Source organism: Ferrovibrio sp., assembly GCF_035304305.1.
Lineage (GTDB): Bacteria > Pseudomonadota > Alphaproteobacteria > Ferrovibrionales > Ferrovibrionaceae > Ferrovibrio.
The window spans coordinates 1-17,865 of sequence record NZ_DATGQG010000088.1 but is presented as its reverse complement, the minus strand read 5'-3'; the positions used below and the strand labels follow the sequence as shown (position 1 = coordinate 17,865).

Here is a 17,865-nt window from a genome sequence, read left to right as displayed (position 1 = left end):
ACTATACCGCCGCCTCGACGGCGAACTGGGTGGCATAGAGACGCGCATAGGCGCCGTTCCGGGCCAGCAGCTCGGCATGGCTGCCCTGTTCGACAAGACGGCCCTGATCCAGCACGAAGATCACGTCGGCATCAATCACGGTCGACAGGCGATGGGCGATGACGAGGGTCGTGCGACCCTGCATCAGTTCCGCCAGCGCCGCCTGGATGAGCCGTTCGGATTCCGTATCCAGCGCACTGGTCGCTTCGTCCAGCAGCAGGATGGGGGCGTCGCGCAGCATCGCGCGGGCGATTGCGATGCGCTGCCGCTGACCGCCCGAAAGCTTCACGCCATTCTCGCCGACCAGCGTGTCGTAGCCTTCCGGGAGGGCCATGATGAAATCATGGGCGGCGGCGTGCCGCGCGGCAGCTTCGATGTCCGCCAGCGAAGCATCGGGGCGACCATAGGCGATATTGGCGCGGACGGTATCGTCGAACAGGGTCAGTTCCTGGCTGACCAGTGCGATGTTGCGCCGGAGCGAATCGAGGGTCACCGCGCGGACATCCTGACCGTCGATCAGGACGCGGCCGCTGGTCACGTCGTAGAAGCGCGGCACCAGGTTGAGCAGTGTCGATTTGCCGGCACCCGATGCGCCGACGAGGGCGGCCTTCCTTCCCGGCGGCACCACCAGCGAAACCCCCTGCAGCGCGACTTTGTCCTCGCTGTAACGGAAGCCGACATCCTCCAGTCGGATTTCGCCGCCGCGGATTTCCAGCGGCTTCGCGTCAGCCGCTTCCCTGATCTTCGGTTCGATGTCGAGCAGTGCGAAGATGCGTTCGGCTGCCGCCAGGCCCTCCTGGAGGGCGGTATTGAGGTTCGACAGGGCCTTCAGGGGCTGGTAGGCCGAAAGCGCGGCGTAAATGAACGCCGTCAGCGTGCCCAGCGTCAGCGTTTCGGAGCTGCCGCCGATATAGATCACCACCGCCACGGCAATGCCGCCCAGCGCCTCGGTGGCGGGACTGGCGGCCGCCCGGGCTCGCACGACTTTCATGATGTGGCCGAGCCGGGTTTCGACCGACTGGCGGGCGCGCTCGATTTCGCGCTGTTCCATGCCGTAGGCCTTCACCATGCGAGCGCCATCGAAGGTCTCGCTCAGGATGGTGGTCAGCTTGCCGGTTTCCTGCTGGCTCTTTGCCGAACCCTTGCGCGCCTTGCGGCCCAGGCGGCGCGTGGTGAGACCGACGAAGGGGAAAATCACGCAGACGATCAGCGCGAACTGCCAGTTCATGGCGAACATCACGCCGGTCAGGAAGATCAGGCTCAGGCTGTCCTTGACGATGCCGGTCAGCGCCTTGGTGACGGCCTCACGGAGCAGGGAGGCATCGTAGAGGAAGCTGGCGATCAGCTTGCCCGAGTGCATGTCGTGCAGCCAGGCCAGATCGGAGCGGATCATATGGCCGTACATGCGGATCTGGGTGTCGGCGATGATGCGCTCGCCGAAGCTGGTCATCAGCGTGCTCTCGAAGTAAGCCGCGATTGCCTTGACGACGACGACGATCACGACGGCCACCGGGACGATCACGGTCCAGTAGGGATCGCGCTGGGCGAAGACCTGGTCGATGGCGGGTTTGAGCAGCCAGGCGGTTGCCGCGGTCATGGCCGCAACCACGGCCATGCTCATCAGGGCCAGAAGCAGGGAGCCTACATGCGGGCGCACCTGTTCCCTCAGCAACCGACGGATCAGGGCGGCACTGCTGGGGGGGCGGCTGACGGCAGGGGTTGCTCTGCTGCCGGGTGAGGCGGACACGGTCACGGGAATCCTGCTGCAATCAAGCAGTTAGCGGGCACACCTATACCACGCAGCCGAGCGCCGGGCCAACCCCGGCAGACCTGCCGCCGGCGAATCAGAGGCGCTGCTTGGCAGCCGCGGCGACTGCCTCGGGGGTGATGCCGAAATGCCTGTACAATTGCTCATAGGGGCCGGAGGCGCCAAAGCCGGTCATGCCGACGAAAGCACCCTTGGCGCCCAGATAGCGGTCCCAGCCCTGCCGGATGCCGGCCTCGACGGCCACGCGGACCGTGCCCGGACCGAGCACCGCTTCCTGATAGGCCTCGTCCTGCTCCTCGAACAGCTCGAAGCTGGGCATCGAGACCACACGGGTCGGGATGCCGTCTTTCTGCAGCAGGTCGCGGGCCGCCAGCGCAATCCCCACTTCCGAGCCTGTTGCCAGCAGCGTCACCCTGGCCGTGCCGTCGGCGGCAGCAAGTTCATAGCCGCCCCGGGCAACCAGGTTTTCTGCGGAGTCGGTGAGGCGCACGGCCGCCAGATCCTGACGCGTCAGGGCCAGCACGCTGGGGCGGTTCTTCTGCTTCAGGGCGACCTGCCATGCCTCGGCCGTCTCGACCGCATCGGCCGGGCGCAGCACCAGCAGATTCGGAATGGCGCGCAGGGCGGCGAGATGCTCGACCGGCTGGTGCGTCGGGCCGTCCTCGCCAAGGCCGATGGAATCGTGGGTCATCACATAGACGATGCGTTGTTCCATCAGGGCCGAGAGGCGGATCGACGGGCGGCAATAGTCAGTGAAGACCAGGAAGGTGCCGCCATAGGGGATGAAGCCGCCATGCAGCGCGATGCCGTTCATCGCGGCAGCCATGGCATGCTCGCGGACGCCGTAATAGACATACCGCCCGCTGAAATCGCCGGGCTTGACCGGCGCGAGGCTGGCGGTCTTGGTGTTGTTCGAGCCGGTCAGGTCGGCCGAGCCGCCGATCGTTTCAGGCACCACCGTATTGATCACTTCCAGCGCCATCTGCGACGACTTGCGGGTCGCCCATTTCGGCTTGTCGGCGACCAGCTTGGCCTTGTACTCCGCCACCACCTTGTCCATCGCGGCCGGCAGGTCACCGCGGAAACGGCGCTCCCATTCGGCACGCTGCTCGGCGGGCAGGGCGGCAAAGCGCTTGCTCCAGGCCTGCTGTCTGGCGGCGCCGGCAGCGCCCACATCCCGCCAGGCTTTCAGAATGGCGTCCGGAATCTCGAAGGGGGCATGCGGCCAGCCGAGCTTTTCGCGCGCACCCTTGATTTCGTCGGCACCAAGCGGCGAACCATGGGTGGAGGCCGTGCCGGCCTTGGTCGGCGCGCCATAGCCGATTACCGTGCGGCAGGCGATCAGGCTCGGCTTGTCGCTTTTCTGGGCGGCGGCAATCGCGCCGGCGATGGCTTCCGGATCATGGCCGTCGATGGCGGTCACCGCCCAGCCGCTCGCCTTGAAGCGGGCAAGCTGGTCGTCGGAGACGGTCAGACTGGTGGGGCCATCGATCGAGATACCGTTATCGTCGAACAGCACGATCAGCTTGTTCAGTTTCAGGTGGCCGGCCAGCGAAATCGCCTCGTGGCTGATGCCTTCCATCAGGCAGCCGTCGCCGGCGATCACATAGGTGTAGTGGTCGGTCAGCTCGCCGCCGAACTGGGCGGCGAGCAGGCGCTCGGCCAGCGCCATGCCCACGGCATTGGCGATGCCCTGTCCGAGCGGCCCGGTGGTGGTTTCGATCCCGGCGGCATGGCCGTGTTCCGGATGGCCGGCGGTCCGGGCGCCGAGCTGGCGGAACTTCTTCAGTTCGTCCAGCGTCATGTCCGGATAGCCGGTCAGGTAGAGCAGGGCATAGAGCAGCATCGAGCCATGGCCGGCCGACAGCACGAAACGGTCGCGGTCGGGCCAGGTCGGATTCTGCGGATCGAATTTGAGGAAGCGGCTGAACAGGACGGTCGCGACATCCGCCATGCCCATGGGCATGCCGGGATGGCCGGAATTGGCCTGCTGCACGGCGTCCATGGCGAGCGCCCGGATGGCGTTGGCCATGTCGTTGTGGCCGACGGCGGCAGTGTGGCGCGGAATGGCGGTGGAGGGGACGGCCTGCAGCATCTGGAAACCCGCAATAATAAGGCGAAAGCGGGCGGACCATGCCGGGCAATGCCGGCCCCGTCAACTGCTGTTACGGTTACATCAAAAGCTGCTGAAATTGCGGCGGTTTTCCGGTCCAGCGGGGTCGCGGCATTGTGCCGCGGCGGCCGGTTTCAGATGGATGTTCCGGAGTCGCGCCGCGGCATCGTTCCAGGGCTCAGGCTGGCTCGTCCTGCCGGGCGACGATCTGCGCCATCTCGGCCGCGGCGGCGTGGCTGACCAGACGGTCGAGATCGAGAATCGAGACCATCCGTTCATCGCGCGCCACCAGGGCGCTGAGGAACCTGGAATCGGCTTCCACGCCGGTCTCCGGCACGGATTGCAGTTCGCGCTGTTCGATCGAAAGGATGTCGGAGACCGAATCGACCAGCAGCCCGAAGGTGCCGTTCGCGGCCTCGACGACGATGACGACATGAAGCGGGGTCGTCGAGGTGCGTCCGCCGCCAAAGCGGACCCGCAGATCGTAGATCGGCACGATCGTGCCGCGCAGGTTGATGATGCCGCGCACGAAATCCGGCGTGTTCGGCAGGCTGGTCACCTCGGTCCAGGCGCGGATCTCGCGCACGGCCAGGATGTCGATGCCGTAGAACTGCTGGTCGATGCTGAAGGTCAGGTATTCGTTGCTCAGGGACGCGGCGCTGCCGGGGGCCGGCATCCCGCCGCGGACAGAAGCTTGTGACGATGCAGGAAGTTGCGTCATGATTTCTCCCCCTTTCCGGCTCGGACCGGACCTGCCAAGTCTAGCAAATCCTGCCGCAACGCCAGTAAACAAATTCCTCTTGTGCTCGCGCGTTTAATTTCCTCTTGTGTTCCAGATTGTTCATGCCGACGGGAGAGACCAGATGCAAATGCCGGTAAATGCGTTCAAACGCGCGCTGCGCGAGGGCCGTCCGCAGATCGGCCTGTGGAGTATGCTGTGCAGCAATATCGTTGCCGAAATCGTGGCGACGGCCGGTTTCGACTGGGTGGTCATCGATACCGAGCATTCTCCCAATGAGCTGCCCTCCGTCCTGCAGCAGCTGCAGGCTATGCAGATCGACGCGAATACGGCGACGCCGGTGGTGCGCCCGGCATGGAATGACCCAGTCCTGATCAAGCGGTTCCTCGATATCGGCTCGCCCAACCTGATCCTGCCCTTCGTGCAGGACGCCGAAGAGGCACGCCGTGCCGTGGCGGCAACCCGCTATCCGCCGCACGGGATCCGCGGCGTCTCCATGTCGCAGCGCGCCAACCGCTATGGGCTGGTGGCCGACTACCATGCCAGGGCGACGGAAGAATTGGGCGTTATCGTGCAGGTGGAGACGCTGACGGCGCTCGACCGCATTCCCGAGATCGCGAAGGTGGACGGCATCGACGGCATCTTCATCGGCCCGGCCGATCTTTCCGCCGATGCCGGGCATCTGGGCAACAGCGCGCATCCGGAAGCTCAGGCAGCCATCATGAAGGGGCTCCAGGCCTGCAAGGCGGCCGGCAAGCCCTGCGGCATCCTGGCGCCCGTAGAGGAAGATGCCCGCCGCTACTTCGATGCCGGCTTCACCTTCGTCGCCGTCGGGGTCGATCAGGGCCTGCTGACCAAGGCGACGCGGGATATCGTCAAGCGCTTCCGCAGCCATATCGGCCGCAGCTAGCTCAGGCCCGGCGGCGGACCCAGAACCGGTAGCAGTTGGCGAAGAGGTCGGGGTTCTCGGCTTCCACCAGAGCCCAGTTGTCGAGGTCGGTGGCGGTCGGATCGTCCGGGAACCGGGCCTGATACTGCGCCAGCGGCTTCGGCGTCGAGAATTCGAAGCCGAGGAATTCCAGCCCGGCCCCGCTGATCAGGCTGCGCAGCTGTTGCGGCGTATAGCGGTGTTCCTGGCGATGAAAGACCAGGTCGCGCAGATCGCTCAGCGTATGGAAGGCGCTCGAGCGCGCCAGCCGCGCCGCCAGGTCCGGCGCCAGCCGCGGCAGATCGTTGCGGAAGCGCCGCACATCCTCGGGATTGTCGCTGTAACCGTGCCGGGCGATCAGCTCGCGCGCGGCCACCACATCGCGGCGACCGACCTCGCTGTACAGCCCCAGCATCATGTAACCGTCGGGCTTGAGCAGGGTGACAAGCTGGGCCAGTCCGGCGGCGGGGTCGCGCAGATGATGCAGCACGCCAAAGCTTTCGATGACATCGAAACGCCGGTCGATGCTGCCGATCTTCAGGATGTCGGCCTGGGCGAATTCGACGTTGGTGATCCCGAGTTCATCGGCCTTGCGCTTGCCGTATGCAAGACTGGCCCGGCTGAGATCGATCGCCAGCACCCGCGCATCGTAGTAGCTCGAGGCCGCGAGAATGGCATGCAGGCCAGTGCCGCATCCTGCGATCAGTACCTGCGGATTGGTGATGCTGCCGGCCGGAATGGTCTGCAGCGGCAGGGCGGAGCGCAGGCGCACCGGAACGGTGAGGGGGCTGTTGAGGATCGGCTGATGCCAGCGCGGGAACGGGCTTTCCTCATACATGTCCTGAACGCTGCGGCTGGTGGCATCGTCCACGGGCGTAAGCGCGGGCATGGCCGCTGCGATCGTCTTTTCCTGCAGCGGCTCGAGCAGCTGGATGCGGTGAAGATCCGCGAAGGCTGCCGGCCAGGCGGCGGCGGCCAGCCTCGCATGATCGGGCCGCCGATACAGCGGATGATAGGTGGCATAGACGGCAAACAGCGGAGCCGCGGATGCCGGGTCCGCCTCGGCCAGCCGGGTGTCCAGCTGCTGCAGCAAGGCACGTTCGTCCGCGCGGGACTGGTCGATATATTCGGCCTGGAAGTTGCGGATCGCGATCAGGCCGAGCAGGCGGCTGTAGCGGTCGAGAACGGCGGGATCATGCACGGCCAGATGCAGCAGGCCCCGGCGCAGCGCCATAAGCCGGCGGGCGATCGCCGGGTGCATCACCAGTCCATGGGCCAGCCATTCGGCGAAGGCATCGCTGCTGGCCGGATCGGGGCATTGCGGCGCGGCGAGAACCTTCGCCACATTCGCAGCCGGCATCGCGTCGATCGGCGCGAGGATGGTGAAAGTCGGATCCAGCTGGATTGCGCTTTCGATGATCGAGGCGAGGTCGCGAGGCTCGACTCCCGGGGTGCCGAGCAGCGGCAGGGTGGTGGCGAGCAGGGCCGGGTCTGGCTTTTTCAGGCGCAGGCCATGCAGCGACCGCGCGAAGCCGAGGCGATAGCGCGTGTCGTTTGGCGCGGACTGCAGCGCCCGGCCGAAGAAAATCATCGCGTCCTTGGCCTTGCCCTGGGCCATCAGGACGAAACCGAGAAGGTAGTTCACCTCCGGATGCTTCGGATGCTTCTGGCGGGCGGTGCCGAGCGCGCCGATCGCAGCGTCCAGCGCGCCATCCGCCATGAAAATATGGGCGAGGCCGATATAGGGATCCGGCAAGGCCGCATTCAGGACGATGGCGGCGCCGAAGCTGTCCCGGGCTCCCTGGCGGTCACCTTCGGCCAGCCGGATATGCCCGAGTGTCAGATGGTAGTTCTCGAAATGGAAGTCGATCTCGATGGCGCGTTCCACCAGTTGACGCGCCTTGGCCAGGTCGCCGCGCCGCAGCGCGGCATAGCCCTTCAGATGCAGCGCATCGGCGAAGTCGGCATCCTGCTGCAGAATCGAATCGAGCAGGTTTTCCGCCTGCACGTAGTCTTCTGCTTCCAGGGCGCGCATGGCCGCGCGCAGAATCGGCAGCAAATGCGCTTTGGCTTCGATCTGGTTTTTATCGGGTAGAGGCATGCCGCGCCAGAGGGGAGGGATACACGCCGGTACCTTAGGGGGATTGCCGCTGCGGGGCAAACGGATTGAAAGCCTGCATCGGACGGCGGTCAGCGCGCCGAAACCCGCTCCGGCACCCGCTGCAGCACGATTGTGTCCTTCAGGTCCGGATTGTGCTTCGCCGTCATCGTGCCGAACAGGCGGTCGCCATCGCGCCGGAACTCGAAAACCGCATTCGGAGTCTCCCGCATCATGCCGGTCGCGGTGAGTGTCAGCGGCCAGTCGACGTCACTGGGCAGTTCCGCAGCGGGATTGGCGCCGAGTCCGGCATGATAGCGTGCGGCGAGTTGGTTGCCCGTGATCCCGCCCATGGTGATGGCGACCAGTCTGCCGCCGCCCCAGGTGCCATGCCATAGGCCGGCAAGCGGAGAGGTGGGGTCGAGGCGACCGGCCGGCTGCGGCACGATCTGGAAGGTTGCCAGCGCACTCGGATCGCCTTCCTCGCAGGGCGGGGCCTCGCCGCTCTCGACAAAGGCGAAGATGCAGGCACCGTAGCGCCGCGCGAAATTCCAGCTCTGCCCGGCACCGTGACCTTTCAGGTCGGCAATTTCGGGCTGATTGATGATGTAATGCGGAATCCCGAGGCTCTGAAGTTTGTCACGCAGCCAGGGGCCGCGGACATTCGGCGCATGGGCTTCGTAATAGTCGTCTTCCGCGAAATAGGCGACAGCCACCTTCGCCTTCCTGCCGGCATACTTCTCCCAGATCGCCCGCATGGCGAAGTCGTTGTCTTTCCAGTAGGTGCCGTTGCCGTGCGCGGCTGGCGCGAGCCCGATCACGGCCTCGACCTCGTAGCCGTAGCGCACCGCCTCGATCGCCGCATAGGCGCCCGCGGACTGCCCCATGAGCACGATGCGGGAATAGCCCATCTTCTGCGCCTTCCCGATTCCGGCGCCGACGATCTGCAGCGCCCGGAGCCGGTCGTCGCTGCCCCAGCCGCGATAGAGCGTGTAGACATCCCAGCCGCGATGGGCGAAATGCAGGGCAAGGGGCGGCGCCTTGTGGTCGGCGCTGGTCATGCCGCGGCCATGGTTCCAGATCACCAGGCCCCGGGCCTTTTCCGGCCCCTGGATGGGGGGCGCGGCGGCGTGATACTCTGCGGGGCTGAAATCGAAATGCTTGCCCTCGACCATGGTCTGGCCGACGGCCGCTGCCGGTACCGACAGCCACACAAGCGCGCCTAGCAGTGCCGGAAACCTGCCCCCCATTACCCTTCTTCCCGCAACTGAAATCGATGCGGGAAGATGGCGGGCGGCCGGATCAGATCACAACGAAAGACCCGATAACGGCCGTCAGTGTGTCCGGAAATTAACCTCTCAGCCGGCCCTGGCCTGGCTGGCCTCGAAGCGTTTCATCTCTTCCTCGACCAGTTCCTTTTTCGACAGCTTGCCGATCAGGGTTTTCGGCAGGGCCTCGCGGATCTCCATGGCGACCGGCATTTCATGCTTGCCGAGCTTGTCCCTCAGGAAGTCCTTGAGCTGCTCGAAGGTGAAGGGCTGGGCGCCCGGCTTCAGCTTGATGAAGGCCTTGGCCGACTGGCCGCGGTACGGGTCGGGAATGCCGATCACGGTGCATTCCTCGACGCTGGGATGCTCGTAGATCGCTTCCTCGATGTTGCGGGGATAGACGTTGAAGCCGCCCGAGAGGATCATGTCCTTCTTGCGGTCGACGATGAAGATGTAGCCTTCCTCGTCCATGTAGCCGACGTCGCCGGTATGGAAGCGGCCGCCGGCGAAGGCTTCCGCGGTCGCCTCCGGCTTGTTCCAGTAGCCTTTCATCACGTTCGGGCCGGTGATGCAGATTTCGCCGGTCTGGTTCACGCCGAGCACCTTGAGCGGATCGTCCACGTCGACGATCTCGATGGTGACACCGGGCAGCGGCAGGCCGCAGGACCCCTTTTTGCGCTTGCCGCCATAGACGGTCTGCGTGCCGGCCGGCGAGGTCTCGGTCATACCCCAGCCTTCGATCATCTTGTGGCCGGTGACCTGCTCGAACTTGTCCTGCACCTCAGCCGGCAGTGGCGCGCCACCGGAGGCACAGAATTTCAGCGACGACAGGTCGTAATCCTTCAGGTTCGGCATGTTGACGATGGCCGCGTACATGGTCGGCACACCGGGGAAGATGGTGATCTTCTTCTTGTGCAGATCCTCGATCACCGCCTTCAGCTCGAAACGCGGATGCAGCACGAATTCGGCCCCAATGGTCAGCATGCGCAGCAGCACCGCGCTGAGGCCGTAGATGTGGAACATCGGCAGGACCATGAGGACCCGTTCCCTGCCGTCCTCAAGGACCAGCTCTTCGCTGGTCCAGCTGGCATACATCTGCACGGTCGCCGTGATGTTGCCATGCGTCAGCATGGCGCCTTTCGGCTGGCCGGTCGTGCCGCCGGTATATTGCAGGATCGCCACTTCCTCGACCGGATCCTTCACCGGATGCGGGGTGTAGCGGCCGTCATTGGCAACCAGATCGGTGAAGCGGATATGCCGATCGTCCTTTGGTACCTGGGCGATTTCCTTGCCCTTGGCCAGCGGGAACAGCAGGTTCTTCGGGAAGGGCAGAACGTCGGGCAGGCGGCAGACCACCACCTTCTTGAGACGGGTGGTGCCGAGCATCTTGCCGATATTCGGATACAGCGCCTTCAGGTCGAGCGTGACCATGATGTCGGTCTGGCTGTCCTCGATCTTGTAGCGCAGCTCCCGTTCGGCATCGAGCGGACTGTAATTCACCACCCGGCCGCCGGCCTTGAGGATGGCGAAGAAGCAGATCACGTAATGGGGCGTATTGGGCAGGAACAGCCCGACATGCACACCGGGGCCGACGCCGAGCTGCTGGAAGCCCTTGGCGGCCCGGTCCACCAGATCGGAAACGGCCGCGTAGGTGTAGGTTTTGCCCATGAATTCCAGGCAGGGCTGCGGCGCAAAGCGCGCCACGGCATCGTCCAGCAGGGTCCAGATCGGACGGGCCTGGAAATTCTGGGCCCAGGTCACGCCGGCCGGATAGGATTTTTCCCAGAACGGTGCAGTCATCAAAATATCCCCCTAGACTCGGGCCGGGCGCATTCCCCGGGTTCGGCTGATTGTATGAACGGGGCGGGACTGACGCAACGTGGCGTAACGTCACTCCGTTGCCCGGCCGGGTTGCGCAGGCCTGCCGCGGCTGGCAAAGTCCGGTTCCGATATCGTGCTTCAAGAGGCCAGAATGGGCGGCGGTCCCAAGGACATGCGCGCGGAGCGTGACCGGTTTGTCGCCTTCGCCTTCTCCGCTGCCGACCTGATGCTCGAATTGGCTGCCGAAGGCCAGGTGACCTTCGCCTCGGGTGCCGCGCGGCTGCTGACCGGCCGGGATCCGAATGAACTGGTCGGACAATCCTTTGCCAGCCTGGTCGATGAGGTCGACCGCCATTTCATTCTCAATCTGCTCGCCAATCTCACCGTTGGCGGACGAATCGAGCCGGTGACGATCCGGCTGCTGGCCGCCGACGGCAGCCCCGGCGCAGTTTGCGTCCTGGGAGGCTGTTGCCTGCCGCGCCATGAAGGCCGGTACTATCTGACACTCTCCAACGCCCGTTTGCCGGGAGCAGAAGCCGCGCTGGCCAACAAGCGTGACTACCAGACTGGCCTGCTGGCCCTCGATGATTTCGAAACCCGCGCGGGGGAGCGGCTGAAGCTGGCGCGGGAGCTGGGCTCGGAGGTGAAACTGACGCTCGTCGAGATCGTCGGTCTCAAGGAACTGGCCGAATCCCTACCGCCTGACGAAAGCCGGGCGCTGATGAGCGATGTCGGCGCGCTGCTGCGCGGCAAGTCGCTGGGCGGCGACACGGCGGGACGCATCGATCCCGAGAAATACGGCATCCTGCATGCCAATCCCCTCGACCAGACTGCCATGGCCGATCAGGTCCGAGACCTGGTCAGGAAATCCGGCGTAGACGCGGCCGGCGATCTGCTCGGCATCCGCGGCGCAACGCTGGATCTGCATGCCAGGGGCATGAGCGACGAGGATGCGGCCAACGCCATGGCCTTTGCGGTACAGCGCTTCGCCAGCGAAGGGGCCGCCGGTTTCTCGCTCCGCTCCACGGAGGACAGCCTCAAGGCACTGCTGAATACCACGGTATCGCGGGTGCACGCGCTGCGCTCAGCCGTTTCAGGCCGGCGCTTCCAGCTGGTCTTTCAGCCGATCGTCCACCTCGATACGCGCATGCTGCACCACTACGAGGCGCTGTCGCGTTTCGAAGATGGCGGCTCGCCGTTCGAGACGATCCGGCTGGCCGAAGGCGTGCACCTGATTGGTGAATTCGACCTGGCCGTGGTGTCTCGGGTGGTCGACCTGCTGACGGAAAAGCGGCGCCAAGGCGATATTATCGACGTCGCCGTCAATCTGTCCGGTCACAGCCTTGAGAGCACCGTCTTCATGGCGGCACTGCGGGAGATTCTCGCGCCGGTGCCGGAACTGCGCAAGCAGCTGATCTTCGAGATCACGGAATCGACCCAGATCACCAATCTCGTTCATGCCGCTGCGGCGGTGCGGCAGCTGCGCGAGGATGGGCATTCCGTGTGCCTGGACGATTTCGGCGCCGGTGCGGCGTCGTTTCCCTATCTGCAGGCGCTCGACGTCGACTATGTGAAGATCGATGGCGCCTATGTGAAGGCGCTGCAGAGTCGCGAGCATGACCGCGACCGGGCAATCCTGAAAGGCATGGTCTGGCTATGCAAGGAACTCGGCATCGGCACGGTGGCCGAAATGGTCGAGACCGAGGATCAGGCCGGCCTGTTGCGCGATTTCGGCATCGACTACGGCCAGGGCTACCTGTTCGGCAGGCCCGAGCCGGAGATGCTGATGGAACCCTTCCGGCCTGACGCCGACGGGCCCGCCCGGCGCCGGCCCGGCTGAAGGTTCAGTCCCGCAGTTCCACCTTGCCGTGGTCCAGTGCGATCACGTCACGCTCCATCAGGCGCGCGCGGAACGACACCGTATTCCCGTCGCGCCAGATCTCCGTGTGGATCGTCTCGCCGGGAAAGACCGGGGCGGTGAAGCGTGCCTCGATGTGTCGCACCAGCGCCGGATCGTGATTGCAGGCGGCTTTCACGACGGCGCGCACGGCGTGGCCATAGGTGCAGAGTCCATGCAGGATCGGCCGCGGAAAACCGGCCGCCTTGGCAACGGCAGGATCGGCATGCAGCGGGTTGCGGTCGCCGCAGAGGCGGTAGAACAGCGCCTGGTTCGGCTGGGTCCGCGCGGTGACGCCAACGTCGGGTGCGCGGTCAGGGATGGGATGCGGTTGCGGCGGCCCGTCTTCCGGCGACCGTGCCGGACCGCCAAAGCCGCCATCGCCGCGGGCGAATGTGGTGGACAGCAGGGTCGCCAGCAATTCGCCGCTTTCGGCGTCCCGGATCGTGTTCTCGATCAGCAGGATGGCGCCCTTGCCGGCGCCCTTGTCGAACGCATCCTTGACTCTGACCTTCGAACGGATGCGGCCCTGTGTCGGCAGCGGCCTGTGCAGCGTGACGCGCTGCTCGCCGTGGACAACCATGAGAAAATTGATGCCGGTCCTGGGCACCCAGCTGTCGTCCCAGGTAATTACCGTCGCCTGGCTCGGGAGCGCTTTCAGCCCCTTCTCGTAGACGAAGGGCAGCTCGTCGAGATCCATCGGATCGTGCCCCATGCCGACGCTGAGCGCGTACAGCATCGTGTCGCGCTCGGTGTAGCTGAATTCCCGCTCCGGCAGGTCGAGGCGCATCAGATCGTCGTAGACAATCGGCATGTTTCCTCCATTAATTTGCCCAACTCTAGCGATGCAGACGGCGACAGGCCAGCCTTGACGTTGCGTCAGGCCACGGGAGGATGACATGAGTTACACCACTTTCGACTTCAGCGTGGCCGACCACGTCGCGCAGATCGTCTTCAACCGCCCCGACAAGGCCAATGCCATGATCCTGCCCTTCTGGCAGGAGATGGTGGACGTTTTCGCCGAAATCGAGGATCGGCCGGAAGTCCGCGCCGTGGTGATTTCCTCCACCGGAAAACACTTTACCGGCGGGCTGGACCTGTCGGCCTTTGCGGGGATCGCGGGGGACATGCTGCAGGGCGACCGCGGCCGGGTGGGCGAGCAGTTCCGCCGTGCCGTGGCGGAGATGCAGGAAAGCTTCGCGGTGATCGACCGCTGCCGCGTTCCGGTGCTGGCGGCGATCCAGGGCGGCTGCGTCGGCGGCGGCGTCGACCTGATCTCGGCCTGCGACATGCGCTACTGCACGGCGGACGCCTGGTTCTGCATCCAGGAAATCAACATCGGCATGACGGCGGATGTCGGCACCCTGCAGCGCCTGCCGCATCTGATGCCGTCGGGGCTGGTGCGCGAACTTGCCTATAGCGGACGGCGGATGCCGGCGCAGGAAGCATTCCGCGCCGGGCTGGTCAATACGGTCTTCGACTCCCAGGAGGCGATGCTGGCAGCCGTGCTCGAGATCGCCCAGACCATTGCCTCGAAATCGCCGCTGGCGATCCACGGCACCAAGGAGATGCTGAACTATACCCGCGACCACAGCGTCGCGGATGCGCTGAACTACATGCAGGTCTGGCAGGCCGGCATGTTCCTGACCAGGGATCTGATGGAGCAGATGCAGGCCAACCAGGAAAAGAGGCCGGCGAAATTCGACGATCTGCTGCCGGCGAAGAAGCTGGTGCGCCGTCGTCGTTGAGGAGCGGCGCTGATCAGCTGACGCCCAGGATTTTCCAGATGCCTTCCGAGGTCAGCACGATGCGGTCTTCCACGGTCATCGTGCCCTGAACGAAAATCAGGCTGCGGGTCTGGCGGACGATGCGGCCGCGCATTTCGACCCAGTCGCCCGGCTTTGCGGCGGAGATGAACTGGTTGTTCAGCGATACCGTGGCGCAGGCGCGTTTCTCCACCGCGTCCCAGACCACCCAGCCCAGGGTATGATCGGCAAAACTCATGAGCATGCCCCCGTGGATCACGCCGCGGCCATTGGCATGACGCTCTTCCGCAAGGAAGGCGCAGGCGGAGCCCTCGGTCTCGTGCCGGGTCCAGACCGGGCCGATCAACTGGGTGAAGGGACCCTGGCTGCGGCGTTTGGTCCAGCCGGCTTTTTCCGGGTCGAATGTCTGGGCGGGGGCGGCACTCATGGGACAACCTGTCGTTCTGAACGGATGCCATAGAGCAAAACAGGCAGTGCGGCGCAAGGTTTACCCAGCGTCACCAGCTTGCCTCGCTGCTACCGCAGCCGTAACCTCGGCGCGGACAAGGGAGAAACGCATGGATCTCGAATTCACGCCGGAAGAGCGTGCTTTCCGCGACGAGGTGCGCGCCTTCATTCGTGACAATCTGCCGCCGGAACTCGCCGAGAAGAACCGGCGCAATGTCCATCTCGAGAAGGACGACATCGTCACCTGGCACCGGATTCTGCACAAGCAGGGCTGGGGCGCGCCGAACTGGCCGAAGGAATATGGCGGTCCGGGCTGGAGCCCCGTGCAGCGGTATATCTTCGACGAAGAAACCGCCGCGGCCGACGCGCCCGGACTGGCGCCGTTCGGCATCGCCATGGTCGGGCCGGTGATCTACACCTTCGGGACCGAGGAGCAGAAGAAGCGCTATCTGCCGCGCATTCTCAGCATGGAAGACTGGTGGTGCCAGGGTTATTCCGAGCCCGGCGCAGGTTCCGATCTCGCCTCCCTGCGCACCCGAGCCGACAGCGACGGCGATCATTACATCGTCAATGGCCACAAAATCTGGACCACCCAGGCGCATTTCGCGAACATGATGTTCTGTCTGGTCCGGACCGACCAGAACACCAAGCCGCAGGAGGGCATTTCCTTCCTGCTGATCGACATGAACACGCCCGGCATCACCGTCCGGCCGATCATCTCGATCGATGAAGGCCACAGCGTCAACGAGGTGTTCCTCGACAATGTCCGGGTGCCGAAGACCAACCTGATTGGCAAGGAAGGCAAGGGCTGGACCTATGCCAAGTTCCTGCTCGGAAACGAGCGCACCACCATAGCCGAGGTCGCCCGTTCAAAGCAGAGACTGCGGCGACTCAAGGAGATCGCACGGGCCGAGCAGGCCTTCGGAGCGCCTCTGCTGCAGGACCCGGCTTTCCGCGACAAGGTGGCTGCCGTCGAGATCGACCTGCTGGCGCTGGAATATACCAACCTGCGCGTGCTCGCTGCCGAGAATGCCGGCAAGGGCGTCGGCCCCGAGGTCAGCATGCTCAAAATCCGCGGTTCGGAAATCCAGCAGACCATCACCGAACTCGCCTGCGAGGCGCTGGGCTATTACGCGGCGCCCTATGAGCGTCGGCCTGACGGCTCCAACCAGCCGCCGGTCGGGCCGGACTATGCGCAGGGGCGGATGGAATCCTTCCTGTATTACCGTGCGACTACGATCTATGGCGGGTCGAACGAGATCCAGCGCAACATCATCGCCAAGATGGTTCTTGGCCTCTGAGCGAACACGAGCAACAGGGATAAACGGAAATGGATTTTCAGCTGTCCGAAGAACAGAAACTGCTGGCTGACAGCATCGAGAGCTGGCTGCAGGACAAGTACGATTTCGAGCGCTGGCGCAAGCTGGTCAAAACCGATCTCGGCTATGCGCAGGAGAACTGGGCTACCATGGCCGAGCTCGGCTGGCTGGCCATGCCGCTGGCGGAAGAATTCGGCGGCCTGGGCGGCGGCGCGGTAGAGACCATGCTGATCGCGGAGCGGTTCGGCAAACATCTGGTCGCCGAGCCCTATATGTCGACCATCGTGCTGGGCGCCGGACTGATCGGAGAGGCAGGCAGCGCCGAGCAGCAGGCAGAATGGCTGCCGGCCATCGCGGAAGGCAAGGCGAAATGGGCCTTTGCCCATGCCGAGCACGGCGCGCGTTTCAACATGGCCGAAGTGCATACCAGGGCCGAGAAGAGCGGCGAGGGCTGGGCGCTGTCGGGCAAGAAGATCGTCGTTTTCGACGCGCCCAGCGCCGACAGGATCGTCGTGCTGGCGCGCAGCGCCGGCGCCGCGACGGAGGCGTCCGGTCTCGGGCTGTTCGTGGTCGACGCCAATGGCAAGGGCGTAAGCCGGCAGGATTACCGCACCGTGGATAACCGTCGCGCCAGCGATATCACCTTTGAGAAGGCGGCGGCCGTCGCGCTCGGCGATCCCGCCGGCGCCTTCCCGAAGGTGGAGGCCGTCGTGGACCGCGCCATCGCCTATATGGCGTCGGAAGCGGTCGGCGCCATGCAGTCGCTGTACGAGACGACGCTTGCCTACCTCAAGACACGCAAGCAGTTCGGGCGGCCGATCGGCGATTTCCAGGTCCTGCAGCACCGCATGGTCGATATGATGATGCATGTGGAAAGCTCGCGCTCGCTGGCCCTGCTGGCCAGCCTGAAGGCCGATGCGCCGGCGGCAGAGCGCGCCAAGGCGGCCGCGGCGGCCAAGGTGCAGATCGGCAAGGCCGGCCGCTGGGTGGGGCAGCAGGCGATTCAACTGCACGGCGGCATGGGCATGACCGATGAGCTGAATGTCGGCCATTACGCCAAGCGCCTGATGATGATCGACACCCAGTTCGGGCATGCCGATTACCACCAGCGGCGCTTCGCGGCGCTCAGCGAAGCGGCCTAGCGGAGTACGCGCCACACCGGAGGAGCGGCATGGAAAAGGTCGTGGTGGAAGACATCAACGCCTGTTTCCATGCCGAGCTTGCCCGCAAATACCGCTCTACGGCGGGAAGCCGGGGGTTGATCCGCTCCTTGTCGACAGGCTGCTCGCTCAGGTGGAGCGACGGCCATGTCATCCTTGAGCGGCTGTTCTCGGAGGATGAGGCCGAGGCATCCGTGCCTTCATGGGCTTCGTGAACGGGCTGCACCCGAAACGTCTGCTGGAAGACAGAAAAAAGCCCGGCGGACGGGCCGCCGGGCTGGTGGAAACCGGAACGTCTCGGTCTCAGGCGGCGTTGACCGCCTTCACGGCCTCGACGGCGCTCTCCGGATTCCAGTTGGTGTAGGCCTGGGCGCAATGCTGCGCGCAATAGGGCTTGCCGGGCAGGGCAACACTGCTGCAGAAGTCGAAATCCGTCGTCTTGGGATCGCCGATCGGCCATTTGCAGCGCGGCCCGCTGGACGGGGTCAGGGCAGCCAGCATG

At 64.9% G+C, this 17,865-nt stretch carries 15 protein-coding genes; 6 read left to right on the top strand and 9 right to left on the bottom strand.

Annotated features, from left to right (window positions below; all coding sequences use genetic code 11):
- Window position 1: 1 nt before the first annotated feature.
- From VKZ87_RS10710 to VKZ87_RS10700, 3 genes are all read right to left on the bottom strand, one after another.
- Window positions 2-1,696 carry an ABC transporter ATP-binding protein gene (locus tag VKZ87_RS10710; RefSeq protein ID WP_324221249.1) on the bottom strand — a complete coding sequence of 565 codons (1,695 nt, stop codon included), beginning with the start codon at window positions 1,694-1,696 and terminating at the stop codon, window positions 2-4.
- Window positions 1,697-1,883: 187 nt separating this feature from the next.
- The gene (gene tkt, locus VKZ87_RS10705) at window positions 1,884-3,902 is read right to left on the bottom strand and encodes a transketolase (RefSeq protein WP_324221248.1); all 2,019 of its coding nucleotides are present in this window, start codon (window positions 3,900-3,902) and stop codon (window positions 1,884-1,886) included.
- A 196-nt stretch (window positions 3,903-4,098) separates the two neighbouring features.
- Window positions 4,099-4,641: a chemotaxis protein CheW gene (locus VKZ87_RS10700; protein WP_324221247.1), complete on the bottom strand. Its 543-nt coding sequence runs from the start codon at window positions 4,639-4,641 to the stop codon at window positions 4,099-4,101.
- Window positions 4,642-4,783: 142 nt separating this feature from the next.
- On the opposite strand from VKZ87_RS10700, the gene VKZ87_RS10695 reads away from it, so the two are divergent.
- Complete coding sequence (locus tag VKZ87_RS10695; RefSeq protein WP_324221246.1) at window positions 4,784-5,569, top strand: HpcH/HpaI aldolase/citrate lyase family protein; 786 nt, start codon at window positions 4,784-4,786, stop codon at window positions 5,567-5,569.
- Window position 5,570: 1 nt separating this feature from the next.
- On the opposite strand, the gene VKZ87_RS10690 is transcribed toward VKZ87_RS10695, so the two are convergent.
- The 3 genes from VKZ87_RS10690 to VKZ87_RS10680 form a co-directional block, all read right to left on the bottom strand.
- The gene (locus tag VKZ87_RS10690; protein ID WP_324221245.1) at window positions 5,571-7,688 is read right to left on the bottom strand and encodes a methyltransferase domain-containing protein; all 2,118 of its coding nucleotides are present in this window, start codon (window positions 7,686-7,688) and stop codon (window positions 5,571-5,573) included.
- A gap of 89 nt (window positions 7,689-7,777) precedes the next feature.
- A complete protein-coding gene (locus tag VKZ87_RS10685; RefSeq protein WP_324221244.1) occupies window positions 7,778-8,935 on the bottom strand; it encodes a hypothetical protein in 1,158 nt (385 codons plus the stop codon).
- Window positions 8,936-9,043: 108 nt separating this feature from the next.
- Window positions 9,044-10,753 carry a long-chain fatty acid--CoA ligase gene (locus tag VKZ87_RS10680; RefSeq protein ID WP_324221243.1) on the bottom strand — a complete coding sequence of 570 codons (1,710 nt, stop codon included), beginning with the start codon at window positions 10,751-10,753 and terminating at the stop codon, window positions 9,044-9,046.
- Between the two features lie 172 nt (window positions 10,754-10,925).
- On the opposite strand from VKZ87_RS10680, the gene VKZ87_RS10675 reads away from it, so the two are divergent.
- A complete protein-coding gene (locus VKZ87_RS10675) occupies window positions 10,926-12,614 on the top strand; it encodes an EAL domain-containing protein (RefSeq protein WP_324221242.1) in 1,689 nt (562 codons plus the stop codon).
- Window positions 12,615-12,618: 4 nt separating this feature from the next.
- On the opposite strand, the gene VKZ87_RS10670 is transcribed toward VKZ87_RS10675, so the two are convergent.
- The gene (locus tag VKZ87_RS10670) at window positions 12,619-13,485 is read right to left on the bottom strand and encodes a MaoC/PaaZ C-terminal domain-containing protein (protein ID WP_324221241.1); all 867 of its coding nucleotides are present in this window, start codon (window positions 13,483-13,485) and stop codon (window positions 12,619-12,621) included.
- An 85-nt stretch (window positions 13,486-13,570) separates the two neighbouring features.
- Between VKZ87_RS10670 and VKZ87_RS10665 the strand changes: the two genes are divergently transcribed.
- Entirely contained in the window at window positions 13,571-14,419 is an 849-nt protein-coding gene (locus VKZ87_RS10665; protein ID WP_324221240.1) for a crotonase/enoyl-CoA hydratase family protein, read from the top strand.
- A 13-nt stretch (window positions 14,420-14,432) separates the two neighbouring features.
- Here VKZ87_RS10665 and VKZ87_RS10660 read toward each other — a convergent pair whose 3' ends face one another.
- On the bottom strand, window positions 14,433-14,864 hold the full coding sequence (locus VKZ87_RS10660) for a PaaI family thioesterase (RefSeq protein WP_324221239.1): 432 nt from the start codon (window positions 14,862-14,864) through the stop codon (window positions 14,433-14,435).
- A gap of 130 nt (window positions 14,865-14,994) precedes the next feature.
- On the opposite strand from VKZ87_RS10660, the gene VKZ87_RS10655 reads away from it, so the two are divergent.
- From VKZ87_RS10655 to VKZ87_RS10645, 3 genes are read left to right on the top strand one after another with little or no spacing between them, the layout of a single operon-like run.
- The gene (locus tag VKZ87_RS10655) at window positions 14,995-16,185 is read left to right on the top strand and encodes an acyl-CoA dehydrogenase family protein (RefSeq protein ID WP_324221238.1); all 1,191 of its coding nucleotides are present in this window, start codon (window positions 14,995-14,997) and stop codon (window positions 16,183-16,185) included.
- A gap of 29 nt (window positions 16,186-16,214) precedes the next feature.
- On the top strand, window positions 16,215-17,345 hold the full coding sequence (locus tag VKZ87_RS10650) for an acyl-CoA dehydrogenase family protein (protein WP_324221237.1): 1,131 nt from the start codon (window positions 16,215-16,217) through the stop codon (window positions 17,343-17,345).
- Window positions 17,346-17,374: 29 nt separating this feature from the next.
- A complete protein-coding gene (locus VKZ87_RS10645) occupies window positions 17,375-17,578 on the top strand; it encodes a hypothetical protein (protein ID WP_324221236.1) in 204 nt (67 codons plus the stop codon).
- Between the two features lie 88 nt (window positions 17,579-17,666).
- Here VKZ87_RS10645 and VKZ87_RS10640 read toward each other — a convergent pair.
- The coding region (locus VKZ87_RS10640; RefSeq protein ID WP_324221235.1) for a GcrA family cell cycle regulator at window positions 17,667-17,865 on the bottom strand (199 nt) is incomplete at its 5' end.

What these genes read in the sequence shown, in the direction of transcription:
- VKZ87_RS10700 (WP_324221247.1), bottom strand. Translation starts at nt 4,641, where the DNA reads ATGACGCAACTTCCTGCATCGTCACAAGCTTCTGTCCGCGGCGGGATG.
- VKZ87_RS10645 (WP_324221236.1), top strand. Translation starts at nt 17,375, where the DNA reads ATGGAAAAGGTCGTGGTGGAAGACATCAACGCCTGTTTCCATGCCGAG.
- VKZ87_RS10675 (WP_324221242.1), top strand. Translation starts at nt 10,926, where the DNA reads ATGGGCGGCGGTCCCAAGGACATGCGCGCGGAGCGTGACCGGTTTGTC.
- tkt (WP_324221248.1), bottom strand. Translation starts at nt 3,902, where the DNA reads ATGCTGCAGGCCGTCCCCTCCACCGCCATTCCGCGCCACACTGCCGCC.
- VKZ87_RS10655 (WP_324221238.1), top strand. Translation starts at nt 14,995, where the DNA reads ATGGATCTCGAATTCACGCCGGAAGAGCGTGCTTTCCGCGACGAGGTG.
- VKZ87_RS10665 (WP_324221240.1), top strand. Translation starts at nt 13,571, where the DNA reads ATGAGTTACACCACTTTCGACTTCAGCGTGGCCGACCACGTCGCGCAG.
- VKZ87_RS10670 (WP_324221241.1), bottom strand. Translation starts at nt 13,485, where the DNA reads ATGCCGATTGTCTACGACGATCTGATGCGCCTCGACCTGCCGGAGCGG.
- VKZ87_RS10685 (WP_324221244.1), bottom strand. Translation starts at nt 8,935, where the DNA reads ATGGGGGGCAGGTTTCCGGCACTGCTAGGCGCGCTTGTGTGGCTGTCG.
- VKZ87_RS10650 (WP_324221237.1), top strand. Translation starts at nt 16,215, where the DNA reads ATGGATTTTCAGCTGTCCGAAGAACAGAAACTGCTGGCTGACAGCATC.
- VKZ87_RS10695 (WP_324221246.1), top strand. Translation starts at nt 4,784, where the DNA reads ATGCAAATGCCGGTAAATGCGTTCAAACGCGCGCTGCGCGAGGGCCGT.
- VKZ87_RS10660 (WP_324221239.1), bottom strand. Translation starts at nt 14,864, where the DNA reads ATGAGTGCCGCCCCCGCCCAGACATTCGACCCGGAAAAAGCCGGCTGG.
- VKZ87_RS10690 (WP_324221245.1), bottom strand. Translation starts at nt 7,688, where the DNA reads ATGCCTCTACCCGATAAAAACCAGATCGAAGCCAAAGCGCATTTGCTG.
- VKZ87_RS10680 (WP_324221243.1), bottom strand. Translation starts at nt 10,753, where the DNA reads ATGACTGCACCGTTCTGGGAAAAATCCTATCCGGCCGGCGTGACCTGG.